This window comes from Streptomyces sp. NPDC037203 (assembly GCF_055605065.1).
In genome coordinates, this window is sequence record NZ_JBVJUC010000005.1 from 390,908 (window position 1) to 415,884 (window position 24,977).

24 protein-coding genes are annotated in these 24,977 nt (G+C 71.1%); 8 read left to right on the forward strand and 16 right to left on the reverse strand.

The genetic code is table 11. From position 1 onward, the window contains the following. Positions 1-124: 124 nt before the first annotated feature. On the forward strand, positions 125-1,312 hold the full coding sequence (locus ACZ7EC_RS17820) for an adenosine deaminase (RefSeq protein WP_471063472.1): 1,188 nt from the start codon (positions 125-127) through the stop codon (positions 1,310-1,312). A 143-nt stretch (positions 1,313-1,455) separates the two neighbouring features. Beyond that, positions 1,456-1,764 (forward strand): ATP-binding protein, encoded by a 309-nt coding sequence (locus tag ACZ7EC_RS17825; protein ID WP_471063474.1) that lies wholly within the window; start codon positions 1,456-1,458, stop codon positions 1,762-1,764. A gap of 118 nt (positions 1,765-1,882) precedes the next feature. On the opposite strand, the gene ACZ7EC_RS17830 is transcribed toward ACZ7EC_RS17825, so the two are convergent. The 5 genes from ACZ7EC_RS17830 to afsQ1 all read right to left on the reverse strand — a co-directional run bounded on the left by ACZ7EC_RS17830 (position 1,883) and on the right by afsQ1 (position 5,900). Further along, entirely contained in the window at positions 1,883-2,086 is a 204-nt protein-coding gene (locus tag ACZ7EC_RS17830) for a PspC domain-containing protein (RefSeq protein WP_397984350.1), read from the reverse strand. A 96-nt stretch (positions 2,087-2,182) separates the two neighbouring features. Further along, on the reverse strand, positions 2,183-2,746 hold the full coding sequence (locus tag ACZ7EC_RS17835; RefSeq protein ID WP_471063477.1) for a VanZ family protein: 564 nt from the start codon (positions 2,744-2,746) through the stop codon (positions 2,183-2,185). Positions 2,747-3,004: 258 nt separating this feature from the next. Continuing rightward, on the reverse strand, positions 3,005-3,631 hold the full coding sequence (locus ACZ7EC_RS17840) for a hypothetical protein (protein ID WP_471063479.1): 627 nt from the start codon (positions 3,629-3,631) through the stop codon (positions 3,005-3,007). Then, positions 3,631-5,226 (reverse strand): sensor histidine kinase, encoded by a 1,596-nt coding sequence (locus tag ACZ7EC_RS17845; RefSeq protein ID WP_471063481.1) that lies wholly within the window; start codon positions 5,224-5,226, stop codon positions 3,631-3,633. The genes ACZ7EC_RS17840 and ACZ7EC_RS17845 overlap by 1 nt, the downstream gene beginning before the upstream one ends. Beyond that, complete coding sequence (afsQ1, locus tag ACZ7EC_RS17850) at positions 5,223-5,900, reverse strand: two-component system response regulator AfsQ1 (protein ID WP_190012869.1); 678 nt, start codon at positions 5,898-5,900, stop codon at positions 5,223-5,225. The genes ACZ7EC_RS17845 and afsQ1 overlap by 4 nt, the downstream gene beginning before the upstream one ends. Positions 5,901-6,208: 308 nt before the next feature. Between afsQ1 and ACZ7EC_RS17855 the strand changes: the two genes are divergently transcribed. Continuing rightward, positions 6,209-6,997, forward strand: a complete 789-nt coding sequence (locus ACZ7EC_RS17855) for a SigE family RNA polymerase sigma factor (RefSeq protein ID WP_471063484.1) — start codon at positions 6,209-6,211, stop codon at positions 6,995-6,997. Positions 6,998-7,216: 219 nt separating this feature from the next. Here the strand turns inward: ACZ7EC_RS17855 and ACZ7EC_RS17860 are convergent, their stop codons facing one another. Next, complete coding sequence (locus ACZ7EC_RS17860; RefSeq protein WP_471063640.1) at positions 7,217-7,810, reverse strand: uridine kinase family protein; 594 nt, start codon at positions 7,808-7,810, stop codon at positions 7,217-7,219. A 160-nt stretch (positions 7,811-7,970) separates the two neighbouring features. On the opposite strand from ACZ7EC_RS17860, the gene ACZ7EC_RS17865 reads away from it, so the two are divergent. Next, complete coding sequence (locus tag ACZ7EC_RS17865; protein WP_471063486.1) at positions 7,971-8,375, forward strand: hypothetical protein; 405 nt, start codon at positions 7,971-7,973, stop codon at positions 8,373-8,375. A gap of 110 nt (positions 8,376-8,485) precedes the next feature. On the opposite strand, the gene ACZ7EC_RS17870 is transcribed toward ACZ7EC_RS17865, so the two are convergent. From ACZ7EC_RS17870 to deoC, 7 genes are all read right to left on the reverse strand, one after another. After that, the gene (locus ACZ7EC_RS17870) at positions 8,486-9,268 is read right to left on the reverse strand and encodes a hypothetical protein (RefSeq protein WP_471063488.1); all 783 of its coding nucleotides are present in this window, start codon (positions 9,266-9,268) and stop codon (positions 8,486-8,488) included. Beyond that, entirely contained in the window at positions 9,265-12,636 is a 3,372-nt protein-coding gene (locus tag ACZ7EC_RS17875; protein ID WP_471063489.1) for a hypothetical protein, read from the reverse strand. The genes ACZ7EC_RS17870 and ACZ7EC_RS17875 overlap by 4 nt, the downstream gene beginning before the upstream one ends. Next, on the reverse strand, positions 12,633-13,016 hold the full coding sequence (locus ACZ7EC_RS17880; RefSeq protein WP_471063491.1) for a DUF6507 family protein: 384 nt from the start codon (positions 13,014-13,016) through the stop codon (positions 12,633-12,635). Before ACZ7EC_RS17880 ends, ACZ7EC_RS17875 begins: the two co-directional genes overlap by 4 nt. A 27-nt stretch (positions 13,017-13,043) precedes the next feature. Next, positions 13,044-13,298: a pore-forming ESAT-6 family protein gene (locus ACZ7EC_RS17885; protein WP_471063493.1), complete on the reverse strand. Its 255-nt coding sequence runs from the start codon at positions 13,296-13,298 to the stop codon at positions 13,044-13,046. Positions 13,299-13,432: 134 nt separating this feature from the next. Beyond that, on the reverse strand, positions 13,433-14,320 hold the full coding sequence (locus tag ACZ7EC_RS17890) for an aldehyde dehydrogenase family protein (protein ID WP_471063496.1): 888 nt from the start codon (positions 14,318-14,320) through the stop codon (positions 13,433-13,435). Then, positions 14,313-15,755 carry an aldehyde dehydrogenase family protein gene (locus tag ACZ7EC_RS17895; protein ID WP_471063498.1) on the reverse strand — a complete coding sequence of 481 codons (1,443 nt, stop codon included), beginning with the start codon at positions 15,753-15,755 and terminating at the stop codon, positions 14,313-14,315. Before ACZ7EC_RS17895 ends, ACZ7EC_RS17890 begins: the two co-directional genes overlap by 8 nt. 5 nt (positions 15,756-15,760) lie before the next feature. After that, the gene (deoC, locus tag ACZ7EC_RS17900; protein ID WP_471063642.1) at positions 15,761-16,720 is read right to left on the reverse strand and encodes a deoxyribose-phosphate aldolase; all 960 of its coding nucleotides are present in this window, start codon (positions 16,718-16,720) and stop codon (positions 15,761-15,763) included. Positions 16,721-16,876: 156 nt separating this feature from the next. Here deoC and ACZ7EC_RS17905 point away from each other — a divergent pair, with 156 nt between their 5' ends. Beyond that, complete coding sequence (locus ACZ7EC_RS17905; protein ID WP_471063500.1) at positions 16,877-17,569, forward strand: PH domain-containing protein; 693 nt, start codon at positions 16,877-16,879, stop codon at positions 17,567-17,569. A gap of 183 nt (positions 17,570-17,752) precedes the next feature. Here ACZ7EC_RS17905 and ACZ7EC_RS17910 read toward each other — a convergent pair whose 3' ends face one another. The 3 genes from ACZ7EC_RS17910 to ACZ7EC_RS17920 form a co-directional block, all read right to left on the reverse strand. Then, positions 17,753-19,396, reverse strand: a complete 1,644-nt coding sequence (locus tag ACZ7EC_RS17910) for a phospho-sugar mutase (protein WP_471063502.1) — start codon at positions 19,394-19,396, stop codon at positions 17,753-17,755. Positions 19,397-20,127: 731 nt separating this feature from the next. Then, positions 20,128-20,952: a purine-nucleoside phosphorylase gene (locus ACZ7EC_RS17915; protein ID WP_471063504.1), complete on the reverse strand. Its 825-nt coding sequence runs from the start codon at positions 20,950-20,952 to the stop codon at positions 20,128-20,130. A gap of 127 nt (positions 20,953-21,079) precedes the next feature. Then, positions 21,080-21,517 carry a gamma-glutamylcyclotransferase family protein gene (locus tag ACZ7EC_RS17920; protein WP_471063506.1) on the reverse strand — a complete coding sequence of 146 codons (438 nt, stop codon included), beginning with the start codon at positions 21,515-21,517 and terminating at the stop codon, positions 21,080-21,082. A gap of 202 nt (positions 21,518-21,719) precedes the next feature. Here ACZ7EC_RS17920 and ACZ7EC_RS17925 point away from each other — a divergent pair, with 202 nt between their 5' ends. From ACZ7EC_RS17925 to ACZ7EC_RS17935, 3 genes are all read left to right on the forward strand, one after another. Continuing rightward, a complete protein-coding gene (locus ACZ7EC_RS17925; RefSeq protein WP_471063508.1) occupies positions 21,720-23,168 on the forward strand; it encodes an NAD(P)H-quinone dehydrogenase in 1,449 nt (482 codons plus the stop codon). A 177-nt stretch (positions 23,169-23,345) separates the two neighbouring features. Then, positions 23,346-24,278, forward strand: a complete 933-nt coding sequence (locus ACZ7EC_RS17930; RefSeq protein WP_471063510.1) for a DeoR/GlpR family DNA-binding transcription regulator — start codon at positions 23,346-23,348, stop codon at positions 24,276-24,278. Between the two features lie 130 nt (positions 24,279-24,408). After that, positions 24,409-24,960 carry a DinB family protein gene (locus ACZ7EC_RS17935; RefSeq protein ID WP_471063512.1) on the forward strand — a complete coding sequence of 184 codons (552 nt, stop codon included), beginning with the start codon at positions 24,409-24,411 and terminating at the stop codon, positions 24,958-24,960. Positions 24,961-24,977 lie beyond the last annotated feature (17 nt).

Genomic DNA, 24,977 nt, shown 5'->3' on the forward strand with positions numbered 1-24,977 from the left:
ACCCGTACCGGCGGTCACCGTTGGGTCTCGGCGCAAAGGAGACGGAGAAGCGGACGGAAATCGTCCCGCCATGTCCGGGTACGGACCCAGCGATTTCTACGCGCGTAGGCGTTACAGTGCGGAAATGACGAGCCAGACTGCACCGAAGGGGACCGTCCCGGCGAACGTGCCGGGGCGCGTGCCGACGCCGGACCAGATCCGCCGGGCGCCCAAGGTTCTGCTGCACGATCATCTCGACGGCGGGCTCCGGCCCGCCACCGTCGTCGAACTCGCCCGTGCGTCCGGGTACGCGGAGCTCCCCGAGACCGACCCCGCCAAGCTCGGGATCTGGTTCCGCGAAGCCGCCGACTCCGGGTCGCTGGAACGCTATCTGGAGACCTTCCGGCACACCGTCGGCGTGATGCAGACCCGCGAGGCGCTGGTCCGGGTCGCCCGCGAGTGCGCCGAGGACCTCGCCGAGGACGGGGTGGTCTACGCCGAGGTGCGGTACGCCCCCGAGCAGCACCTGGAGCAGGGGCTGGCCCTGGAGGAGGTCGTCGAGGCCGTCAACGAGGGCTTCCGGCAGGGTGAGCGGCTCGCTCGGGAGAACGGCCACCGGATCCGGGTCGGCGCCCTGCTCACCGCGATGCGGCACGCGGCCCGCTCCCTGGAGATCGCCGAACTCGCCAACCACTACCGGGACTCCGGCGTCGTCGGCTTCGACATCGCCGGCGCCGAGGCCGGGCACCCGCCCACCCGGCACCTGGACGCCTTCGAGTACCTCAAGCGCGAGAACAACCACTTCACCATCCACGCCGGAGAAGCCTTCGGACTGCCCTCCATCTGGCAGGCGTTGCAATGGTGCGGCGCCGACCGGCTCGGGCACGGGGTGCGGATCATCGACGACATCGAGGTGCGCCCCGATGGATCGGTGCGGCTCGGGCGGCTCGCGTCGTACGTCCGGGACAAGCGGATCCCGCTGGAGCTGTGCCCCAGCTCCAACCTCCAGACGGGGGCCGCGCCCTCCTACGCCGAGCATCCGATCGGCCTGCTGCGCACGCTTCTGTTCCGGGCCACGGTTAATACCGACAATCGGCTTATGTCGCACACCAGCATGAGCCAGGAGTTCGAGCATCTTGTCGACGCGTTCGGGTACACGCTCGACGACCTCCAATGGTTCTCTGTCAATGGGATGAAATCAGCGTTCATTCCTTTCGATGAACGCCTTGCGATGATCAATGACGTCATCAAGCCCGGATATGCCGAGCTGAAATCCGAATGGTTGTTTGGGTCCACCGCCCCCACCAGCCCTTCTGCGGAGGCCGAGAGGTAAGCCGCCGTCACTCTCGGTGCGGAATGCGGACGCGGTTTCACGAGGCGTCCGCATTTCGGTGTTTGCGGGTCCGGGTGCGGCGCGTTTACGGTCGTGGACCGCTCCTGAAGTTTTCCGTCTCCGCATTCAAGGACGCATTCACCATGAAGCAGTCTGCCGTCAAGACCCTCGGTGTCGCCGCCCTCGGCGCCGCCTTCGCCGCCGTCGGTGCCGGCGCCGCCAACGCGGCTCCCGCCGCGCCCGACGCCACGCAGGTCACCAAGGCGCTGCCGGGGGCCGTCGGGTCGCTCACCCAGGGGCAGGGCGCCGTCGCCTCCGGAGTGAGCGCCGCGAAGCCCGCCGTACAGCGGGTGCTCGCGCAGGGGCCGACCGGGCTGCTCGGCGGACTGCCGCTCGGCAGCACGGGCCTGCCCACGCACGGCATGGGCGTCAACGGGGTCCCGCTCGGCTGACCCGGCCCTTCGGCCGACGCCGTCCTCCGACACGTCCTCCGCCGGGGCGTTCCGGATCCGACCGGGGCGCCCCGGCGGCGTGGTGCGTCGCCGGGGCCGCCGGAGTCATCGGCCAGTGTCACCAGCCGGTGGCGCGGGCCTTGTCCTCGGACGGCAGCAGGATCCACAGGGCTATGTAGAGCAGGAACTGGGGGCCCGGCAGCAGGCAGGACAGCACGAAGATCACGCGCATCGTCGTCGCGGAGGTGCCGAAGCGGCGGGCCAGCCCCGCGCACACTCCGCCGATCATGCGGCCGTGGGTGGGTCGGGCAAGGGCGGTCATGACGCATCCTCCGTGGTCGTCGCGGTCGTCGCGGTCGTCGGTCGACGCGATCAGCTGTCTACGACGATACGGACACGAAGGGGACGAAGCGTCACTCTAGGGAGCGATTCCGACCCTGGGAATCGTCGGGGTACGCCCCTGAGAAAGCCCCTCCTGGAAGAGGGGCGGTTCCGCCTCCAGCCGCTCGCGCAGCCGCTCCCACCTGCGCAGACGCGCACGGGCCGCGGGCACGACGAGCAGATGGGCCAGGATCGCCCCGGCCGTGTTCAGCAACAGCGAGTCGACGTCCACCACCCGGCCGGGCACCCCGGTCTGGAGCAGGGCGATACCGAGCGAGACCAGGCTGGCCGCGGCGGCGGTGCGCAGCAGCGAGGCCAGCGGGGAGACGGTCAGCCGCCCGTGGGCCATCGGCAGCAGCACTCCGAGCGGCGCGAGCAGCGCGAGCCCCTCGCCGAGCGGCTTCACCGCGCCCGGCCACCCCAGCGCCAGGTCGGCGCGGATACCGGCCAGGGGGTGCAGGTTCGGTGGCGTCACCCAGGGGACGTCCAGCGGCCGCAGCATCAGCCAGCCGACGAAGATGAGGTGGGCGAGGAGGAGGATGCCCCCTGCCGTCCGGACGCGGATGGCGGCGATGCCGCCGAAGTCCCCTTGACCCTGCACGCCCCCCAAGACGCGCGGGCGCGCGCGATCGGTTCCGGATCGGGCAGGAGGCGGCCCTCGAACGTCCGGACGACCGGTCCGGAGAAGCGGGCGGCGCCGCCGTTCACCGGGCGGGCACGTCCTGATCGAACACCGGCACAGCGATCGCCCGGACGTTCACCGGCGCGACCACCGGGCCGACGGCAGGGGACCGCGGCAGAGGCCCGCGGGAGAGGCGTACAGCAGGGGCGTACGGCTCCTCGGGGCCCCGGCGGATCGCTATTCCGTCTCCTCCGGTACCTCGCTCGCCGGTGGTGCCGTCGTGACCGGGTGGTTGCGGACGTCGTCCGTGCAGCCGTAGCGGCGCAGGTGCGAGGGGGCGGGGCCGCCCAGGATGACCGAGCCGTCGCCCTGCGTCGCGGCGGAGTCGGAGAGGGTGCAGACCACCTGGGCCAGCCCGGCGGCGGGGAGGCGGGAGGGGGCGGTGCTCAGCCGGAGCGTGTCCTCGGGGTCGTGCGGGGCGGGACCGGAGACGGTCAGGCCGCCCGGCACGTACGTGGTGTAGCCCGCGGACCGCTCCGCCGACGAGGGGGCCGCGGCCAACTGGTCCAGCAGGCCCTGGGCCACCATCACCCGGCGGCGGGCGTCGGGCGTGCCCTCGGGGACCCGTACCGTGCGGTCCACGGTCACCAGCGACGCACCGCACAGCAGGAAGACCTGCACGGGCACGCCCTGCTGCGCCGCCCGGTCCGGGCCCGTCAGCGAGCAGGGCACCCGCGAAGGCGCCGGCCCGAAGTCGGTCGGCACCTGCGTGGCGCGGATCCCGCAGCCGGTGAGCAGGACGCCCAGGAGGGGCAGGGCCAGCCAGCGGTGCCCGTGCCGTGGCCGTCGTACCGTCGTCGTCATCACCCCTCCTTCCCCTGCGCCGTGCCGCCGTTCGCCTTCTTCTCGCCGTTCCCGCCGTTCCCGTCCGGTTCCTCCGTCAGTTCCGACGCGTCCCGTGGCAATCGGAGGGTGAACACCGCGCCGCCTTCAGGGGAGTTGGCTGCGGTGATCTCGCCGCCGTGGATGTGCGCGTTCTCCATCGCGATGGACAGGCCCAGACCGCTGCCCTCCGAGCGGGGGCGGGAGGCGCTGGCCTTGTAGAAGCGGTCGAAGACGTGCGGGAGGACGTCCTCGGGGATGCCGGGCCCGTGGTCGCGGACCCGGATGACCACCGAGTCGGATGCCTCGCGCACCGAGACCCGTACCGGCGAGCCGCCGTGCTTGAGGGCGTTGCCGATCAGGTTGGCGAGGATCACGTCGAGGCGGCGCGGATCGAGGCGGGCGTGGATGCCGCGCTCGGCGTCCAGCTCCACCGCGTCCAGCCAGGCGCGGGCGTCGATGCAGGCGGTGATCTGGTCGGCGACGTCGACGTCGTCCAGGACCAGCCGGGCGGTGCCCGCGTCGAAGCGGGTGACCTCCATGAGGTTCTCCACCAGGTTGTTCAGCCGGCGCGTCTCGCTGACGACCAGCCGGACCGCGGGCTCGATCATCGGGTCCATGCTGCCCGCGTCCGAGTCCAGCTCCTCCTCCAGCACCTCCGTGACGGCGGTGATGGCGGTCAGCGGCGTACGCAGCTCATGGCTCATGTCCGCGACGAAGCGCCGGGAGGCGTCGTCCCGCGCGGCCATCTCCGCGACGCGCTTCTCCAGCGCCTCCGCCGCGTTGTTGAACGTCCGGGAGAGATCGGCGAGTTCGTCCGTCCCCGACACGCGCAGCCGGGTGTCCAGCCTGCCCTCGCCGAGCCGCCGGGCGGCGACGCCGAGGCGGTGCACCGGCTTCAGCACGGTCGTGGCGGCGGCCTGCGCCAGCAGCGCGGCGCCGATCAGTGCGAGACCGGTGGCGATGCCCAACGACCAGGCCAGCGAGTCGAGATCCTTCGCCTCCGGCTCGAGGGACTTCTCCATGTAGCCGGTCGGACCGCCGCCGATCACCCGCGTACCGGCGACCAGATACGGCGTGCCGTGCTCCACCACCCGCTGCCAGTACAGGTGGTACGGCTGCTTGTTGGTGTCGCTGATCTCCTGCTTCCGGCCCACCGCCGTCCGCAGCGGCGCGGGCACGTCCTCCAGGGAGAACCCGTTGATGCCGCCCGAGTTGCCGTACACCGTCTTGCCGCCCGCGTCCTGGCCGACCAGGAGCACGCTGAAGCTCTCGCTGCTGGCCGCCATCTGCCCGGCGGTGCGCTGGAGTTCGTCCTGGGTGGGATGGGCCGGCAGCGCGCCCGCGCGGTTCTGCATCTCCTGGCGGAAGTCGCGCAGCACCGCGTCCTGGGCGCGGGTGAGCACCGCCTCGCGGTTGAGCCAGTAGGCGATGCCCGACGCCGACACCGCGGCGGTGAGGGCGACCAGCCCGAAGACGACCACGAGCCGCAGCCTGAGGCTGGTGAACCTGAGCCGGGACAGACCTCCCCTGCGGCCCGCGGACCAGCCGCGCAGCCCCCCTCGCGTATCGCTCACTGAGGAGTGTCCAGGCGGTAGCCGACACCGCGGACGGTACGGATCAGGGTCGGGGACGAGGGGACGTCCTCCACCTTCGCGCGCAGCCGCTGCACACACGCGTCGACCAGGCGGGAGTCGCCCAGGTAGTCGTGTTCCCACACCAGCCGCAGCAACTGCTGGCGGGACAGCGCCTGGCCGGGCCGCCGGCTCAGCTCCAGGAGCAGCCGCAGCTCGGTCGGGGTGAGCTGGAGGTCCTCGCCGTTCTTCGTCACGGTCATCGCCGAGCGGTCGATCACCAGGCTGCCGAAGGTCGCCGAGTCGCTGGACTCGCGCTCGCCGCGGCGCAGCACGGCCCGGATCCGGGCGTCCAGGACCCGGCCCTGGACCGGCTTGACCACATAGTCGTCGGCGCCGGACTCCAGGCCGACCACCACGTCGATGTCGTCGCTGCGCGCGGTCAGCAGGATGATCGGCAACTGGTCCGTGCGCCGGATGCGCCGGCACACCTCGAACCCGTCGATACCGGGCAGCATCACGTCCAGCACGATCAGGTCCGGCCGCTGCTCGCGCAGCAGCTTCAGACCGTCCTCGCCGCTGGCAGCGGTGGCCACACGGTGCCCCTGGCGCGTCAGTGAGAGCTCCAGGGCCGTACGGATGGCGTCGTCGTCCTCGATCAGCAACAGGGAAGGCACCCGCTCATTCTGGCCCATGGACGGGGTGTCGTACGACCGGTCGGGCAGAGCCCCGCAGTATCCCCACGAGCCGCCCCGCGCTAGCGCCACCGGCCGTGTACTCGCTGTGACGGCGCCGGTGGCCGGGGGCCCTGTGACAGGTCTGTGACAGTCGGCGGACACGGCGATGAAGTGATCCCGGCAGGCTTTTGGTCACGGGCACGGCGAGCAGCCGGATCCGGCCGAAGTGGCCGGAAGCGCCCGGAGTTCGACCGGGCCGGGCCCGGAGCAGGACGGAAGCACCGGAAGTCCACGACGGGGAGCGCGAGATGAACACGCTGCACAGCATCAGCACCAGCGCAGTGGTCACGCGTCTGCACGACGTGCACCGGGGTCCCGAGAAGTCCGGCGGCGACGGGGGCACGTCCCGCGCGAGCGTGTTCGAGCGTGGGGGCGGCCGGGGGTGCGCTCGCGGTGCCGGGCGTCAGCACGGTGTGCACGGGCAGCAGCCCTACATGTCGGTGGTGGACGCGCGTACGGGGGACACGCACGGGGGAAGCGCGTACAAGGAGGACACGGGGGAGCGTCGTTCGCTGACGGAGGCGGAGTTCACCGCGTACGTCCAGGAGCGCCGCGCCTCCCTGTACGCCACCGCCTACCACCTGACCGGCGACCGCTTCGAGGCCGAGGACCTGCTCCAGAGCGCGCTGTTCTCGACCTACCGGGCGTGGGACCGGATCAGCGACAAGGCGGCCGTCGGCGGCTACCTCCGCCGCACGATGACGAACCTGCACATCAGCGCCTGGCGGCGCCGCAAGCTCAACGAGTACCCGACCGAGGAACTGCCCGAGACGCCCGGCGAGACGGACGCGATGCGCGGCACCGAGCTGCGCGCGGTCCTGTGGCAGGCGCTGGCCAGGCTGCCCGAACTGCAGCGCACCATGCTGGTCCTGCGCTACTACGAGGGCCGTACCGACCCGGAGATCGCGGACATACTCAACATCAGTGTCGGCACGGTGAAGTCCAGCATCTGGCGCTCGCTGCGCCGGCTGCGCGAGGACGAGGTCCTCAGCTTCGGCCGTGACGAGGAGAACGCCTTCGGCGAACTGGTCGCCTGAGGTACGGGGGGACGGGGGCCGGGCCGCTGGGGGGCGGTCCGGTGAGCACGGGGGACGACGGGGGCACGGGATAACCGCTGTGGGGGTGGTGGCCCGTGGGGGAGGAGCAACGGGGGATACGGGGGGGATCACGGGGGAGGTACCGGAGAGGGGCCGGTCGGATCGGGGGGTCCGGCCGGCCCCTCTCCGCTGTCCCGTCCCCCGCTCCGGCGCTCTCCCCTACGCCGCGGTGTACCTGTCGGCTCGCTGCGCCACCGCGAGCCGGCGCAGGGCTTCGTCCCGGTCGCACGGGTGTGCGCCCAGGGCCACCTGGCGGGCGACGATCGTGCGCTCCGCGCGCATCAGCCGCCAGCCGCGGCGCAGCAGGAACGGCACGGACTTGCGGCCCTCCTTCAGATCGCGCACGAAGCGCCGCCGGAAGGTGGTGACCGCCCCGCGGTTCAGGCAGAGCGCGTCGGCGAGGACACCGAGTTCCCGGCAGCGCTCGACGATCTCCGCGGCGAAGATGCCCTCCGCGATGAACACGGGCGTACGGTCCAGCCGCAGCGTCTCCTCGCCGGTACGGGCGCTCAGCGCGATGTCGTACACCGGAACCGGAGTCGAACCCGTGGCACACAACCGGGTGATGGCGTCGAGCGCGATCCGGGCGTCCCAGGAGTCCGGGTGGTCCCAGTCGATGTCCGAACTCCCCTCCACCAGGGGCAGAGTCGGGTCGTCGGCCTCCTTGTAGAAGTCGTCCAGGCGCAGGACGGGCAGCCCGGAACGGGCGGCGACCAGGGACTTGCCCGAACCCGAGGGGCCGCACAGCAGCACGACTCGGGCGGGGGACGGGGGATGAATGCTCACGGAACACCAGTTTGACGCATGACGTGGCGCCTGCCGACCCCGCGGTTCGCTTTTGAAGCGTGGGCCGCCTCTCAACTACCCTGTGTGTCGACACCATTACCCTGCGCACCAGAAGGTGGCACCAGCGATGGCCCGACACAGCAAGCCCCAGCCCCTCACCGCGCGCCGTGCCCTGTTCGCCCTCGTGACCGCCGGTGCGGCGCTGGGCGCGGGGGCGGCGACGGCGCACGCGGACACGGACGCCCCGCTCGTGGACGTGCCGTGGCGGCCGACGTCCCTGGGCAAGATCGACCCCCAGGCCGGGCTCACGGTCCTCACCGGCACGGTCGGCTACGTGACCGGCCCGCTCGCCGGCCTCAAGCCCAACCCCCTGGCCGGCACCGGCGTCGACCCCCTCGACAACGGAGTGGGCACCCAGGTCGCCGACTTCAAGCCGGTGGGCTCCCAAATGCTGACCACCCCGATCGCGGAGGCCCAGTCCCTGGGCGCGGTCCCGGTGCTGGGCCAGGTACTGACGGCCCTGACGCACTGACGAGCCCCATCCCTGGGCGGCACGTCCGCCGACGAGGCCCCCGAGCAACGCGGGCGAGACGTCATATACCTCGACCGACCGTCAGCTCGGGGGCCCGGCTCGTTGTGCGTTCAGTGCTGGGACTTCGCAATCGAAACGGACTCGATGAACGCCGCCGCTTCCCGCTCCGAGATCTGCACGTGGTCGACTTCGTTGTCCCCCAGCTCGTAGCGCCGCAGGTATTGCGTAGGCTCCCAGCGCAGATTCCGCGTGAAAGCCTCATCGTATGTCGCCCCCTCCCTTCCCACGACGCGACGCCGCACGATTCCGAGCGGGCTGTTTCGGGAGTATTCGCCGTCGATCTTGGCGTAGTACGTGATGCGCCCTTCCGCTCCCTGGTCGAGAGCATCGAGCGTGCCGGGCCGCAGGGTGAGGAACGGTTCGGCGTGGAGGTTGGATTCGAAGTCTCCGTACGGGATCATGACTCCGTAGAGGTCGATGAACTCCTCGATCGAATAACCGCCGCCGCGTTCGTACATGAGCAGCAAGGGCTCGTACGGATCCGGAAGATCGGCCAAGCCGTCCCTCTTCGCCGCCGTGAGGGCAGCCCAGCGCACGGCACCGCGACAGGTCCGCGCGGTCGACGGTGTCGGGACCGAGTGCGTCAGGAACTCTTCCAGTTCCTCGCCGATGTCCGGATCGAGGGAGAACGCGGGGTCGACGAACTCCGTCACATCGAAAAACGGCCACTCGGCCTGCGCGCCGTAGGCCTGCGCCCAGAGGGCGGCCCGGCGCAGGTACTCGCGCATCAACAGCGCCCGCGAGCGGGTGTGGGCGGTCGAGACTTCCCAGTCGCCGTACCACGAAACGCTTCGCAACCTATCCAACACGGCCCGCGGCGATTCGGCACTCACAGATACAACCCCTTCAAACGCAGCTGCTGATGGATAGCCTTCACCACCTCATCGAGGTTGGACAAATCGTCGACCAGCTCGACGTCGGGCTGTTCCATGCCCAAGGACCGCCAGTGCCGGAATCCGCCGATCTTGTCATTGGGTGCCAGATCATGAGCGCCCGCGTCATGTATGTCCTGAGGGAACTGCGGCCGATAGTACTTTCCGTCGGCCGGGTCCAGCTCCCACAGATGGTCGTACTCGCGGATGTAGGGGAGACCCGACTTCATCAGCCGGCTTTCCACATACTCGTGCGCCATGAGGTGCTTGAACTGCTGCACCCCCTCCTCGCTGAGCTTTCCCTCGCGAGCGGCGAACCACAGTTCGCCGACATCCCTGCGGGGAGTGAACAACCCCTTCTTGAACGAGCCGGGCCCGATAGCGACCTCATGCTGGGCGCGGAACAGGTGACTCTTCACCTGACGGAGCACCGATTCGTCGACACCGGTGTGCTTCGCGATGGCGGGGAGCTCCGCCTTGTTGTCCGTCGCCCTGATGTCCTCGTACATCTCGGCCGCGACCACGGAGTCCGGATCGTGAATGGAATCCGGCTTTTCCACCCACCCAGCGCCGCTCCAACCACCGTGCGAACCCTCGGTGTAAGGGCCGTCATCGGACAGGTGCCCATGCTCGTGCGGGGCCGCGCCGTGCTGCGCGGCCTCGTACTCGTCCATGGAAGCGGGAAGTTCATGCTCCCTCGGTGCATCGTGTGGCGGCCCATGAGGATCGTAGGCCGAGTGGTTGACATGGCTGACAGCCGGATTCCCGTCCTTGCCCGGGAGCGGCCCCGCATCGGCGACCTCATGAGCTCCGATCCGGATGTCCTCCGCGCCATGGGGCACGGATACCCCGCCGAACAGGTCCGTCTGCTCGGTCTTGATCGCGGCGAGTTCCTCGGGGGTGACTCCGGGCAAGCGCTCCTTCTCGTAGAGGGCATGGCCGTCCATCTTGGCCGTGAAACTGTCCGCGGTGTGAAACTGCAGCTCGAAGACCTGGCCGCTGATGGGGTCACGCCAGGTCGAGTTGACGCCCTTGTAGCCGGCGGAATCCCAGGTGTTCTTGAACGTGACGTTCTCGAAACCCTTGGCTTGCAGCTCACTGATGGCGCGCTGGACGCCAGCCGTGTAGTGCTCGGTCGGCACTTCCATGGTGTAGCGGATCGAGTCCTTGATGCCGCCCAGCACATCACCATGACGTCGCCCGATGTTTTCGAGCAGGTCTGTGGCGATCTTGCGCTTGAGCGACTCCTCGCCCTTCAGCCGGTACTCGAGCCCTATGAGCTTGCCGTCGTTGATCCGGCCGACGACAGATTTCACCGACTCGGTGATGCCCGGCTCCACCGCCCTCGAACGGTCCATGAACTCGTCGACGGCTCTATTCGTCTCGGAGTCCAGGTGAAGGCCGTTCTCTCCTGTCCATGACCCGTCCGGTAGGTTGCCCCGAGGTTCGTCGGGGATACCCGAAACCGGGCCACCGGGTCCGATGTCGTGGGATGCGGTCGGGATGTCGGCACCACCGTCGGGGGCAGGCCCGTAAGGATGGTCCCCTCCGTGCGGTTCGAGATGATCTGCCGCATGACCGTCGTGGCTGTCCGCCCGGATAACTTGATGGTCGGCCGAGTGTCCGGACCGCGGCTCTTGGCTTGCAGAGGCATCCGCCCGGTGTTCGGGGACGCCGCCACCCGGCAGACGGTCACCTGCGTGGTTGCCCGCGCGATGGTCACCCGCTCGGTCGGTGTCGCCGAGGTCGTGGCCGGTGCTGTCGTCGAGTTTGATGTGTTCGCCGGCGTGTGCCGCGGTGTCGACGGTGTGGGTGCCTGCGCCGACCAGGGCGGGTTCCCTGGTGGGGGACGTGGTGTGCGGGGTGTCCGCGTCCGTGGTCGGGTGGGCAGGGGTGCCGGGGTGGTCCGAGTCGACGGTGTCCGTCGGGCCGGTTCCTCTCGTGTCGAGCAGGACGTCGCCCTTGTGGTCCACGATGTTGCCGCGTTCGTCGGCGAACAGCGGGGGCGTGCCTTCGGGGGTGTGCAGGGGGTCCGTGCCCGCCGGGTGCAGGGGTGCGTCGTGCGGCAAGCGGACGTTGCCGGCGGGGAGGCGGACGGCGTCTTTGGGGAGCGGGGCTCCCTCGGGGAGGCGGACCGTGCCGTCGGGGAGGTGGACGGTTCCGCGGGGCAGGGTGATCGCGTTGTCGGGGAGCTTGGGAATGTCGATCTTCCCGGCGCCCTTGAGGGCCTTGCCGATATCGCCGATCTTCGACAGGCCGGCGCCCGCGCCCTTCATGACATACGTCATCGGGTCGATGACCCGGCCGGCCTTGCCCGCGAACGAGATCGCCTTCGCGACCGCGCCCGCCTTGCCCGCGCCCTCGGCCGCGGCGCCCGCGCCGTCGGTGAAGACCGCGGTGAGAACGTTGAAGGTGACCCCGCCGGCCGCGCGGGCGGGGTTCTTGCCCCACTCGTCCCACGCCAGCAACGCCTTGCCGGTCTGCTTCATCGTATTGCGCGACTCACGCAGCCACGACGGCATGTACTTGTCCGGTGTAGCCCAGAACGCCACCGCCAGTACGGGGTTGCTCATGAACGCGAGACCTGTGGCCAGCTGCGCCAGGCCCTTCCAGGCCGTCTTCATCGCATCCCAGCCGTCGACACCGACCAGGGTGCCCAGACCCTTGACCGTGCCCCAGATGCCGTCCACCACGATGCCGTCCCAGACGAACGACTTCACCCAGTGCCCGACGTCGTACCAGTGGTGCTTCTGCTCCACCGGATCGCCCCACGGCAGCCCCTTCGCGCCCTTCAGGTCGGACGCGCTGTAGCCGTACATGTTCTTCTTGTCGGTGCCGTCACCGGCGATCATCTGCGTGCCGTGCCACAACGCCGTGATCTTGTTGTGACAGGTGCGCTCCGCCGCCCAGAACGCCGCGACCGTCGCCGTGACATCGTCGCGGAGCTGGTTGTTCTTCTTGACCTTGTCCTCGTCGTACTGCCAGTCGTCGTCGCCCTCGACCGAGTCGACGAACGCCTGCGCGTCGTGCTTGAGCCGCTTCAGCTTCTCCACCAGCGGCCGGACCTCGGCCGCATACCCCGACAGCGCCGCGGACACCGTCTCCAGATCCGTCCCGAACGAATCCGCGCGGTCCGACACCGGCTTCGTCGAGGCGAACAGCTGATCCGCCTCGGGGGCCTTGTAGTACGCCGACAGGCCCTGGAACTGCGTATGCACATCCGCGCCCGTGGAACGGATCTGCCCCGCGTCCTTCTTCAGGGAGCCGTAGTCCTTCTCCAACTGCTCCAGATCACCGGTGAACTCCGGAATCTCCTCCGGCCTGATCACGCCCCGCCCACCCCCGGCATCCGCACACCCGGCGCCGACGCCTCCCGCTGCGCCCGCGCCGCCATCACCTCGTCCCCGTCCAGATAAGCCGTCGTCGCATCCACCGCACCCCGCAACGACTTACCCGCCCGCGCCGCGATGAACTGCAGATCCCTCGTCGCATGCTCCGCATACTGCGACGACGCCAGCGCCACCAGACCACCCGGCGCCCCACCACCCGAACCACCCGAGCCGCCGGCGGAGACCGTGCCCGCACTCGACGCCGCCGACTGCAGATGCGCCCCGAAATCCTTCGCCTGCGTCTCCAGATCCGACGCCGTCTTCCCCGTCACCGACAGCACACGACTGATGCCCTGCGGACGCAGATCCCAGCCCGTCATAGCCCAACCCCCGTGAACCGCCCACCGTCAACCGATGTTGTCGACCGCCGACTTCGCCCTCGCCAGGGTCGCATGCGCCGTCGAGTCGTTCTTCTCCATCGTCGTCTTCAGCAGATGGATGATGTTCCGAACCTCCTGCGACGCACTGTTCCAGCGCTGCTCCTTGCCGTGGTACTCATCCGCCACACCATCGGCCGTGAAGTCCGCCATCGCCTTCTTCACCTGCTTGTCCCGCGCTGCGATCACCGACTCCAACTGCGCGATCACCCCCAAGGCACCCACCGCTCACATCACATACCGGAATACCTCTACCAGTTCCGGAGCTACGTCGGCGACCCTGTTCCATGCAGAGAGCCGCGCCCCCCATGGAGGGGAGCGCGGCTCTCGGTTGCTCTCGGGGAGTGGGGGCGGGCAGGTCAGTAGGACGAACCCGTCGCGCCCAGGGCGCCCGTCGTGTGCCACACGGTCTTCGTCTCCAGGAAGGCCGTCAGGCGCTCGGTGCCGGGCGTCGCCGTGAAATCGACGTCCCGGGGGCGCAGGACGCGCTTCAGGTTGTCGGCGGCGGCGATCTCCAGCTCCTTCGCCAACTCCTCGTCCGCGCCCGCGAGGTCGATCGCGTTGACGTCCTGGTGCGCGGCCAGTGACGGGGCGATCTCGGCCGCGCAGCCGGAGAGGATGTTCACCACGCCGCCCGGCACGTCCGACGTGGCCAGCACCTCGGCGAGGGACAGCGCCGGGAGCGGGGCCTTCTCGGAGGCGATGACGACCGCCGTGTTGCCGGTGGCGATCACCGGGGCGAGGACCGAGACCAGGCCCAGGAAGGAGGAGTCCCGAGGGGCCAGTACGGCGACCACGCCCGTCGGCTCCGGCGACGACAGGTTGAAGAACGGACCCGCGACCGGGTTCGCGCCGCCCACCACCTGGGCGATCTTGTCGGTCCACCCGGCGTACCAGACCCAGCGGTCGATCGCCGCGTCCACGACGGCCGCGGCCTTCGACTTCGACAGACCCTCCGCCTCGGCCACCTCGCGCACGAACTGCTCGCGGCGCCCCTCCAGCATCTCCGCGACCCGGTACAGGACCTGACCGCGGTTGTAGGCGGTCGCGCCGGACCAGCCGCCGAACGCCTTGCGGGCCGCGACCACCGCGTCCCGCGCGTCCTTGCGGGAGGACAGCGGAGCGTTGGCCAGCCAGTTGTTCTTCGGGTCCGTCACCTCGTACACCCGGCCGCTCTCGGAACGCGGGAACTTGCCGCCCACGTACAGCTTGTAGGTCTTGAAGACGGAAAGTCGTGCGTCAGACATCGAGGTACGCCTCCAGGCCGTGGCGGCCGCCCTCGCGGCCGAAGCCCGACTCCTTGTAACCGCCGAACGGCGAGGTGGGGTCGAACTTGTTGAACGTGTTGGACCAGACGACACCGGCGCGCAGCTTGCCCGCGACGGCCAGGATGCGGGAGCCCTTCTCGGACCAGATGCCCGCCGACAGGCCGTACTGCGTGTTGTTCGCCTTGGCGACCGCCTCGTCCGGGGTGCGGAAGGAGAGGACCGACAGCACCGGGCCGAAGATCTCCTCGCGGGCGATGGTGTGGGCCTGGGTGACGTTGGTGAACAGCGTTGGCGCGAACCAGTAGCCGGCGCCCGGCAGTTCGCAGGCGGGGGACCAGCGCTCGGCGCCCTCCGCCTCGCCCGCCTCGGCCAGCGCGGTGATCCGGGCCAGCTGCTCCGCGGAGTTGATCGCGCCGATGTCGGTGTTCTTGTCCAGCGGGTCGCCCAGGCGCAGCGTGGACAGGCGGCGCTTGAGCGCGTCCAGCAGCTCGTCCTGGATCGACTCCTGGACCAGCAGCCGCGAACCGGCGCAGCAGACCTGGCCCTGGTTGAAGAAGATGCCGTTCACGATGCCCTCGACGGCCTGGTCGATCGGGGCGTCGTCGAAGACGATGTTCGCGCCCTTGCCGCCGAGTTCGAGGGTGAGCTTCTTGCGCGTGCCGGCCACGGTCCGCGCGATCGCCTTGCCGACCGCCGTCGAGCCGGTGAACGCGACCTTGTTCACATCCGGGTGCGCGACCAGCGCGGCACCGGTACGGCCGTCACCGGTCACGATGTTGACGACGCCCCTGGGCAGGCCGGCCTGGCGGCAGATGTCCGCGAAGAACAGGGCGGACAGCGGGGTGGTCTCGGCGGGCTTGAGGACGACCGTGTTGCCGGTCGCGAGCGCCGGGGCGATCTTCCAGGCCAGCATCAGCAGCGGGAAGTTCCACGGGATGACCTGGCCGGCCACGCCCAGCGGCCGCGGGTTCGCCCCGAAGCCGGCGTGGTCGAGCTTGTCGGCCCAGCCCGCGTAGTAGAAGAAGTGGGCGGCGACCAGGGGGAGGTCCGCGTCGCGGGTCTCCTTGATCGGCTTGCCGTTGTCCAGCGTCTCCAGGACGGCCAGTTCCCGGCTGCGCTCCTGGATGATCCGGGCGATGCGGAACAGGTACTTGGCGCGCTCGGCGCCGGGCAGCGCGGACCACTTCTCGAAGGCCTTGCGGGCGGCCTTCACCGCGCGGTCGACGTCCTCCTCGGAGGCCTCGGCGACCTCCGACAGCACCTCTTCGGTGGACGGCGAGACGGTCTTGAAGACCTTGCCGCCGGTCGCGTCGGTGAACTCGCCGTCGATGAACAGGCCGTAGGACGGCGCGATGTCGACGACGGAGCGGGACTCGGGCGCCGGTGCGTACTCGAATGCGGATGCGGATGCCATGGTGATCAGTCCACCGTCACGTAGTCGGGGCCGGAGTAACGGCCGGTGGCCAGCTTCTGACGCTGCATCAGCAGGTCGTTGAGGAGCGAGGAGGCGCCGAAGCGGAACCAGTGGTTGTCCAGCCAGTCCTGGCCCGCCGTCTCGTTGACCAGGACGAGGAACTTGACGGCGTCCTTGCTGGTGCGGATGCCGCCGGCCGGCTTCACGCCGACCTGGACGCCGGTCTGGGCGCGGAAGTCGCGCACCGCCTCCAGCATCAGCAGGGTGTTGGCGGGCGTCGCGTTGACGGCGACCTTGCCCGTCGAGGTCTTGATGAAGTCGGCACCCGCGAGCATGCCGAGCCAGGACGCGCGGCGGATGTTGTCGTACGTCGACAGCTCGCCGGTCTCGAAGATGACCTTCAGCCGGGCGCTCGTCCCGCAGGCCTCCCTGACGGCGACGATCTCGTCGTACACCTTCAGGTACTTGCCCGCGAGGAACGCGCCGCGGTCGATGACCATGTCGATCTCGTCGGCACCCGCGGCGACGGCGTCGCGCACATCGGCCAGCTTCACGTCGAGCGCGGCACGGCCGGCCGGGAAGGCGGTGGCGACCGAGGCGACCTTGACGCCGGAACCGGCGACGGCCTCCTTGGCGACGGCCACCATGTCCGGGTACACGCAGACCGCGGCCGTGGTCGGGGCGGTGCGGTCGGTCGGGTCCGGGTGGACCGCCTTGGCGCCGAGCGCCCGGACTTTGCCCGGCGTGTCCGCGCCTTCCAGCGTCGTCAGGTCGACCATCGAGATGGCGAGGTCGATGGCGTACGCCTTCGCGGTGTTCTTGATGGAACGGGTGCCGAGCGACGCGGCGCGCGCCTCCAGGCCGACCGCGTCGACGCCGGGCAGCCCGTGCAGGAATCGGCGCAGTGTGCTGTCGGACGCGGTGACGTCGGCGAGCGCGTGTGCTGGGGGTGCAGTGGTGGGCATGGTCACCAGACGAGCATATCTACGCGCGTAGCGGCTGTACACCCCCGGTGCGGATTACGGGTCCTCCCGCCGCGCGCGGGCCGCCGCGGATCACGGATGGATACGGGTCTCGGGGCACCTGGCGGCGCCCGATCCGGCGTCGTGCACAATCGGGCCATGACGACCCCGGACAACAAGCCCCCCGCGTCGCAGCCTCCGGTGCCCGCCGTGAAGGACCGGATCTACCGCTCGCCCATGGGGCTCGTGGGCGGCGTGCTGCTGCTCGCGGTCGTCGCCTGGCTGGGCTTCGACGCGCTGATCAACGGCCACGGCCGCACCCCGTGGCTCGCGCTGGCCACGATGATCCTGGCCGTTCCGCTGGTGATCGCCTTCACGCTGCGCCCGGCGGTGTTCGCCAACGAGGAACGGCTGCGGATCCGCAATCCGTTCCGGGTGATCACCGTGCCGTGGGGCGAGGTCGAGGCCCTGCGCTCCAGCCTCACCAACGAGGTGCGCACCGCGTCGGGCGCCACCTACCAGCTGTGGGCGATGCCCGTGTCGCTGCGCGCCCGCAAGAAGGCCGAGCGGCGGACGGCGAGCGCGGCCCGGCGGGCGGCGGGCGGCGGGCTCGGCTCCGGGCTCGGCGCCAGGGGCCTCGGCTACGGCGGGGTCACCGCGCGCAGCGCCGACACCGGGCCGACGCGGGCGGAGGGCGACAAGGCCATGGACGACCTGCGCGACCTCCTCGACCGGTCCGGCAAGGAAGAGTCCGCCCAGGGCGCTACGACGATCCGCTGGGCCTACGAGGTGGTGGCGCCGGCGCTGGCCGGGGCCGTCCTCCTGGTGATCCTGCTGGCCACCGGCGGCTGAGCCGCGGCGGGCCGGGGCGCGCGGCGGTTCCCGGCCGCCGGAGGCGCGGCACGCGGCGGTGGACCGCGCCGCCACGCAGCCGTACGGCCCCCACCGCGCCGGGACGGACGAGGGGCACCTCCGGGGTCGGGATCCGGGGTGCCCCTGGTTTTTTTCCGGTGTTCTCCGGCGGCTGCCGCGGTTTCAGATGCCGGCGGCCGCGGAGAGGTCGCGCTTGACGGCCGCCAGGAGTTCCTTCGCGCGGGCGTGGGCGGCCGGCAGGCCGTCGCGTGCCGCAACCGGCACGACGACCTCCAGGTAGCACTTCAGCTTCGGCTCGGTGCCGCTGGGCCGGACGATGACGCGGGCGCCGTCGAGGGTGTAGCGCAGGCCGTCCGTCGGCGGCAGCGTCTCCGTGCCCTGCGTCAGGTCCTCCGCGCGGGTGATGGCCAGGCCCGCGAGCCGCGTCGGGGGCTGCTCGCGCAGGCGGCGCATCGCGTCGGCGATCAGGGAGAGGTCCTGGACGCGCACGGACAGCTGGTCGGTGGCGTGCAGACCGTGCTCGACGGCGAGGTCGTCCAGCAGGTCGAGAAGGGTACGGCCCTCCTCCTTCAGCCCGGACGCCAGCTCGGTGATCAGGAGGGCCGCGGTGATGCCGTCCTTGTCGCGCACGCCCTCGGGGTCCACGCAGTAGCCGAGGGCCTCCTCGTAGCCGTAGCGCAGGCCGTCGACGCGGGCGATCCACTTGAAGCCGGTCAGCGTCTCCTCGTACGGCAGCCCCGCCTTTCCGGCGATCCGGCCGAGCAGGGAGGAGGAGACGATCGACTCCGCGAAGGTGCCCCGAGCGCCGCGGCGTACCAGGTGGGCGGCGAGCAGCGCGCCGACCTCGTCACCGCGCAGCATCCGCCAGTCGGCGCCGTCCTTGACGGCCACGGCGCAGCGGTCGGCGTCCGGGTCGTTGGCGATCACCAGGTCCGGGTCGGTCGCGCGGGCCCGGCCGAACGCCAGGTCCATCGCGCCCGGCTCCTCCGGGTTGGGGAAGGCGACGGTGGGGAAGTCCGGGTCGGGCTCGGCCTGTTCGGCGACCAGCACCGGTTCCGGGAAGCCGGCGCGGGCGAAGGCGGCGAGGAGGACGTCCTTGCCGACGCCGTGCATGGCGGTGTAGACGGTGCGGGCGGTGCGCGGGGAGCCGGCGGCCAGCACGGCGTCGGTACGGGCCAGATAGGCGTCCAGGACCGCGTCGTCCAGGGTCTCCCAGCCGGACTCCGGGCGGGGCACGTCGGCCAGCGAGGCGATCGCGTCGATCTCGGCGGCGATGCCCGCGTCGGCCGGGGGCACGATCTGGGAGCCGTCGCCCAGGTACACCTTGTAGCCGTTGTCGCGGGGCGGGTTGTGGCTGGCGGTGACCTCCACGCCGGCGACCGCGCCCAGGTGCCGGATCGCGAAGGCGAGCACGGGGGTGGGCAGCGGACGGGGGAGTACGGCGGCACGCAGCCCGGCGCCGGTCATCACGGCGGCGGTGTCGCGGGCGAAGTCGGCGGACTTGTGGCGGGCGTCGTAGCCGATGACGACGAGGCCGGCGCCGGGACCCCCGTGGGGGGTGCCGTTCTTCTTCAGGTACGCGGCGAGACCGGCGGCGGCGCGGATGACGACGCTGCGGTTCATGCGCATCGGGCCGGCACCGAGTTCGCCGCGCAGGCCGGCGGTGCCGAACTGGAGGGTGCCGGCGAAACGTGCCGCCAGCTCCTTCTCGTCACCGGCCTCGATCAGCTCGGCGAGTTCGGCACGGGTGTCCGGGTCGGGGTCCTCGGCGAGCCAGGCGCTGGCCCGCGCGATCAGATCGTGCACCTTGGGATCAACCTCTCCTGTATTGGCCGATGCCCTGCCTCCAGCCTCCCGGCTCGGTCGGCCGGGAGAGGAACGGGCGGGGCGGGTGGGGGTGGCTCTGTTCGGCTGGGGGCGGCTCGGGCCGCGCTTGCTTCTCGTGGCGGTGCGGGACGGGCGCTGTAGAGGCTCGGCCGTCGGCGGGAGGGGTGCCGCCGGTTCCCTCGCGGACGCGGTAGCGGGTCGGCGTACCCGCGTACCCCGCGCGTGGCGGACGGCTCGCCCGGCCTGCTCGTACCGGCTCGGGAAGTCGGGCGCCGCCGGTTGCCCCGGTCGCACGCCGGGGCGTGGCAGCCGAGGGCCGGCCCCGGTGGTCCGGTCGGTCGTCGCGGTGCGGCCCGCCGGACGGTCCTCGCCACCCGGCACCGGACCGGACCGCTCACGCCACCCGGCCGGTCCACGCGTACGTCGTCCGGCGCCCGGACCGCGACCCGGCGTCCGCCCGCACCCCGCATCCCATCGGCGGCGGCGTACACGTGACCCGGCACCGGCCAGGACCCCTGCGGGACCCGGCACCGCCGGGACGCACCTCCCCGACCGCCGGAGACACGCACGCCTCCACCGTCGGGAACCCGCGCTCCGCCTCCCGTCGCGGCCCCGGAGGCCCCCCGCGCCCCCGGTGCTCGACCGGATCCCCCGGCATCCAGGTCGCCGCCGCTCGGGCCGTCGCCCGGCGCCCCGGCCGCCGCGAAGGGCTACAGCTTCCGCAGCACCTGCGCCAGCAGGGTCCCCATGCGGGCGGCCGAGTCGCGGCCGGCCTGGAGGACTTCCTCGTGGTTGAGGGGCTCGCCGGTCATGCCCGCGGCGAGGTTGGTCACCAGCGAGATGCCCAGGACCTCGGCACCGGCCTCGCGCGCGGCGATGGCCTCCAGGACCGTGGACATGCCGACGAGGTCCGCGCCGATGACGCGGGCCATGCGGATCTCGGCCGGGGTCTCGTAGTGCGGGCCGGGGAACTGCGCGTAGACACCCTCCTCGAGGGTGGGGTCGACCTCCTTGCACAGGGCGCGCAGCCGCGGCGAGTACAGGTCGGTCAGGTCCACGAAGTTCGCGCCCACGATCGGCGAGGTGGCCGTGAGGTTGATGTGGTCGCTGATCAGCACCGGCTGGCCCGGCCGCATGCCCTCGCGCAGACCGCCGCACCCGTTGGTGAGCACGATGGTCTTGCAGCCGGCGGCGACGGCCGTGCGGACGCCGTGCGAGACGGCGGCGACGCCACGGCCCTCGTAGTAGTGGGTGCGGCCCAGGAAGACGAGCGCGCGCTTGTCGCCGAAGGAGTACGAGCGGACCTTGCCGCCGTGTCCCTCGACGGCCGGCGGCGGGAAGCCGGGCAGCTCCGTGACCTGGAACTCCGCGTCGGGGGCACCGAGGGCGTCGACGGCCGGAGCCCAGCCGGAGCCCATCACGAGGGCAACGTCGTGGGTCTCGGCGCCGGTCAGTTCGCGCAGGCGCGCGGCGGCGGCGTCGGCGGCGGTGTAGGGGTCGCCCTGGATGTCGTCCGGAAGAAGAGATGCGTTCACGGGGACGAGGGTAGCCGCTTCTCGCCTACGCGCGTAGATGACAGACCTCACGGGATTGCGATCGTTGTCTTGTCGTTTCCGACGATGGTCTGCCGCGGGCAGGCCGCTGGGGCCGCGCGCACCCCGCTCAGCAGGGGCGCTTGCGCAGCTCCATCACGTAGTCGTGGGGCGCGCCGGCGGACTCCGCGGCGTCGGCGATCTCGCCCAGGTAGCGGGCCGAGGGGAGGCCGCCCTCGTAGTCGTCGAGGACGTACGTCCAGGCCGGTTTCTCGCCGTCCAGGGTGTGCACGCGGACGCGCATGCGGCGGTACGTGCCGAGGTCCACGCCCTCCCAGCGGTCCAGCGACTCCTCGTCCATGGGCGCGATGTCGTACAGGCCGACGAACACCTGGGCCAGCGGCTCCTCGACCAGCGTCGCCAGCGCGCCCTCCCAGCCGAGCTGCTCCCCGCCGAAGGTCAGCCGCCAGTCGTTCAGCCAGCCCGTGGCGCGCAACGGGGAGTGCGGGGCGCGGCGGGACATCAGCCGGGCGTCGAGGTTGCCGGCGTACGCGGCATAGAGCGACATGGGGGAGAGGGTACGGCAGCGCCCCCGCCCGGCTCGCGCGCCCCGGAAGCGAGCCCTGGGGCGCCCCTGAGGCACGGCATCTCGGGAAAACGCGCCGGGACGGCGCGTCGCCGCACGTCGGCGGGTGCCGGCGCATGCCGGTGCGGTGCCGGGCGGGGCCCCGCGCCCCCCTGGGCAGTGGCATCTTGAAGCGTGCGGGACAATGGGGTACGTGACTCGGATCGTGATCATCGGTGGCGGACCTGGCGGATATGAAGCGGCGCTGGTGGCCGCACAGCTCGGCGCGGAGGTGACCGTCGTCGACTGCGACGGCCTGGGCGGCGCGTCGGTGCTCACCGACTGCGTGCCGTCCAAGACCCTCATCGCGACGGCCGAGGTCATGACGACCTTCGACTCGTCGTACGAGGAACTCGGCATCATCGTCGCCGACGACACCCCGCCGCTGGAGCGGGCCGCGCGCGTCGTCGGCGTGGACCTGGGCAAGGTCAACCGGCGGGTCAAGCGGCTCGCGCTGGCGCAGTCGCACGACATCACCGCCTCGGTGACGCGCGCCGGCGCGCGGGTCATGCGCGGGCGCGGACGCCTGGAGGGCATGCAGTCCCTCGACGGGTCGAGGAAGGTCGTCGTCACCGCCGCCGACGGGACCGAGGAGACCCTCACCGCGGACGCCGTCCTGATCGCGACCGGCGGCCACCCGCGCGAGCTGGCCGACGCCCAGCCCGACGGCGAGCGCATCCTCAACTGGACCCAGGTCTACGACCTCGACGAGCTGCCGGAAGAACTGATCGTGGTCGGCTCCGGCGTGACCGGCGCCGAGTTCGCCGGCGCCTACCAGGCCCTCGGATCCAGGGTCACCCTCGTGTCCTCCCGCGACCGGGTGCTGCCCGGCGAGGACCCGGACGCCGCCGCCGTCCTGGAGGACGTCTTCCGCCGCCGCGGCATGAACGTCATGGCCCGTTCCCGCGCGCAGTCCGCCAAGCGCGTCGGCGACCGGGTCGAGGTCACGCTCGCCGACGGCCGCGTCATCACCGGCACCCACTGCCTCATGGCCGTCGGCGCCATCCCGAACAGTGCGGGCCTCGGCCTGGAGGAGGCCGGCGTCAAGCTGCGCGACTCCGGTCACATCTGGACCGACAAGGTCTCCCGCACCACCGCCCCCGGCGTCTACGCGGCCGGTGACGTGACCGGTGTCTTCGCGCTCGCGTCCGTCGCCGCCATGCAGGGCCGGATCGCGGTCTACCACTTCCTGGGCGACGCGGTGGCCCCGCTGAACCTGAAGACGGTCTCCTCCAACGTCTTCACCGACCCCGAGATCGCCACCGTCGGCTACACGCAGGCGGACGTGGACGCGGGCAAGATCGACGCGAAGGTCGTCAAGCTGCCGCTGCTGCGCAACCCGCGCGCCAAGATGCAGGGCATCCGGGACGGCTTCGTGAAGATCTTCTGCCGGCCGGGCACGGGCATCGTCGTCGGCGGTGTGGTCGTCGCGCCGCGCGCCTCGGAACTCATCCACCCCATCTCGATCGCCGTCGACAACAATCTGACAGTCGAACAGATCGCGAACGCGTTCACGGTGTACCCGTCTCTTTCGGGGTCGATCGCGGAGGTCGCGCGGCAGCTGCACACCCGCAAGGCGAGCGCCGAGGGCTGATGACCTGCGGCAACTCCCCGCCGACCGCGGGGGGTTGCGGGACATGCGGCCGGCATAGTCGGGATGGGTAGGTCGCGGGAAGGTCCTATACCACTTCCCGTTCTGCCATGCGAACAACTTCTGTTAATCGGCGCAAACTGCTGAAACCAGACGGTCGCTGGGGTTACTGTCAGTTTCGTGTTCGCTGCTGAACGTCGCCAATTGATCCTCGAAATGGTGCGAGCGAACGGTGCCGTGTCGCTCCGTGAGCTCGCCCGCGTCGTCCAGACCTCCGAAGTGACCGTACGGCGGGACGTGCGGGCACTGGAGGCGGAAGGACTCCTCGACCGCCGGCACGGCGGTGCCGTACTGCCGGGCGGGTTCACCCGTGAGTCCGGTTTCCCGCAGAAGTCGCATCTGGCGACCGCCGAGAAGACGGCGATCGCCGATCTCGCGGCCGGCCTCGTCGAAGAGGGCGAGGCGATCGTGGTCGGCGCGGGTACGACCACGCAGGAGCTGGCCCGCCGGCTCGCCCGCGTGCCGGGTCTCACGGTGGTCACCAACTCCCTTCTGGTCGCCCAGGCGTTGGCCCATGCGAACCGGGTGGAGGTCGTGATGACCGGTGGCACCCTGCGCGGCTCCAACTACGCGCTGGTGGGCTCCGGCGCCGAGCAGTCCCTCCAGGGGCTGCGGGTGTCGAAGGCGTTCCTGTCCGGAAGCGGTCTCACGGCCGAACGCGGGCTGTCCACCTCCAACATGCTCTCGGCATCCGTGGACCGAGCGCTCGTGCAGGCCGCCGCCGAGGTGGTGATCCTCGCCGACCACACCAAGCTGGGCACGGACACGATGTTCCAGACCGTGCCGACGGACCTCATCACCCGTCTCGTCACCGACGAGCCGCCCGCGCACGACGACCGGGCCGCCACCGAGTTGCAGGCCCTCGCCGACCAGGGGGTGCAGATCGCCGTGACCGGGGCGAACGGAAGCTCGGGGGGTGACCAGGTCCCGCCGGCCCGCCGCCCCCAGCTGCCGGGACCACGCCGGGGCAACCCCCTGCGCTCCACCTCGGTCCTCTCCGACCAGCCCCCACCCCCGGAGCGCTCCCGCGTCGCCGACCTGCGCCGCAGGTGAGCGGTGCTCGCTTGGACGAGGGGGCGGGGCGGTGGGTCGAACGGGCGCCCTGAGCCGACGTGCCCACCCGCAGCCCACCGCTTCGAACCTCACCCGTCGCTGTCAGTCCCGTTCGCTAAGGTCTGCGGCCATGACTGAGAGCAGAACCGAAACCTGGCCGGAACCTCCGCTCGCCGGCAGCGAGGCGGCGGCCATCCTCGGCGCCCTCGAACGGCAGCGGGCCACCCTGGCCTGGAAGTGCTCCGGCCTGGACGCCTCCGGCCTTCGTGCCACACTCGGCACGTCCGCGATCACTCTGGGCGGCCTCCTCAAGCATCTGGCGCATGTGGAGGACAGCCACTTCGCCCGGCTGTGGCTCGACTCCCCCGTCGGTGCGCCCTGGGACACCGTCGACTGGGAGAGCACTCCCGACTGGGACTACCGCTCGGCCGCACAGGACACCCCCGAGCACCTGCTCGCGCTCTGGCAGGAGTCGGTCGCCCGCTCCCGTGCCCTCGTCGACGAGGCGCTCAGCACGGGCGGGCTGGACCAACTCGGCGCCTACACCACCCGAAGCGGCGAACGCCCCAACCTCCGCCGCATCCTCCTCGACCTCGTCGAGGAGTACGCCCGCCACGCCGGTCACGCCGATCTCATCCGCGAATCCGTCGACGGGCTCACGGGCGAGGACCCGGCGAGCTGAACAGAGGAACCGCGGCG

Excerpts from the sequence above, each read along its gene's own strand:
- ACZ7EC_RS17880 (WP_471063491.1), bottom strand. The coding sequence starts at position 13,016 with ATGACGGGCTGGGATCTGCGTCCGCAGGGCATCAGTCGTGTGCTGTCG.
- ACZ7EC_RS17890 (WP_471063496.1), bottom strand. The coding sequence starts at position 14,320 with ATGTCTGACGCACGACTTTCCGTCTTCAAGACCTACAAGCTGTACGTG.
- deoC (WP_471063642.1), bottom strand. The coding sequence starts at position 16,720 with ATGCCCACCACTGCACCCCCAGCACACGCGCTCGCCGACGTCACCGCG.
- ACZ7EC_RS17935 (WP_471063512.1), top strand. The coding sequence starts at position 24,409 with ATGACTGAGAGCAGAACCGAAACCTGGCCGGAACCTCCGCTCGCCGGC.
- ACZ7EC_RS17895 (WP_471063498.1), bottom strand. The coding sequence starts at position 15,755 with ATGGCATCCGCATCCGCATTCGAGTACGCACCGGCGCCCGAGTCCCGC.
- ACZ7EC_RS17865 (WP_471063486.1), top strand. The coding sequence starts at position 7,971 with ATGGCCCGACACAGCAAGCCCCAGCCCCTCACCGCGCGCCGTGCCCTG.
- ACZ7EC_RS17925 (WP_471063508.1), top strand. The coding sequence starts at position 21,720 with ATGGGGTACGTGACTCGGATCGTGATCATCGGTGGCGGACCTGGCGGA.
- ACZ7EC_RS17840 (WP_471063479.1), bottom strand. The coding sequence starts at position 3,631 with ATGACGACGACGGTACGACGGCCACGGCACGGGCACCGCTGGCTGGCC.
- ACZ7EC_RS17825 (WP_471063474.1), top strand. The coding sequence starts at position 1,456 with ATGAAGCAGTCTGCCGTCAAGACCCTCGGTGTCGCCGCCCTCGGCGCC.
- ACZ7EC_RS17855 (WP_471063484.1), top strand. The coding sequence starts at position 6,209 with ATGAACACGCTGCACAGCATCAGCACCAGCGCAGTGGTCACGCGTCTG.
- ACZ7EC_RS17920 (WP_471063506.1), bottom strand. The coding sequence starts at position 21,517 with ATGTCGCTCTATGCCGCGTACGCCGGCAACCTCGACGCCCGGCTGATG.
- ACZ7EC_RS17905 (WP_471063500.1), top strand. The coding sequence starts at position 16,877 with ATGACGACCCCGGACAACAAGCCCCCCGCGTCGCAGCCTCCGGTGCCC.
- ACZ7EC_RS17820 (WP_471063472.1), top strand. The coding sequence starts at position 125 with ATGACGAGCCAGACTGCACCGAAGGGGACCGTCCCGGCGAACGTGCCG.
- ACZ7EC_RS17830 (WP_397984350.1), bottom strand. The coding sequence starts at position 2,086 with ATGACCGCCCTTGCCCGACCCACCCACGGCCGCATGATCGGCGGAGTG.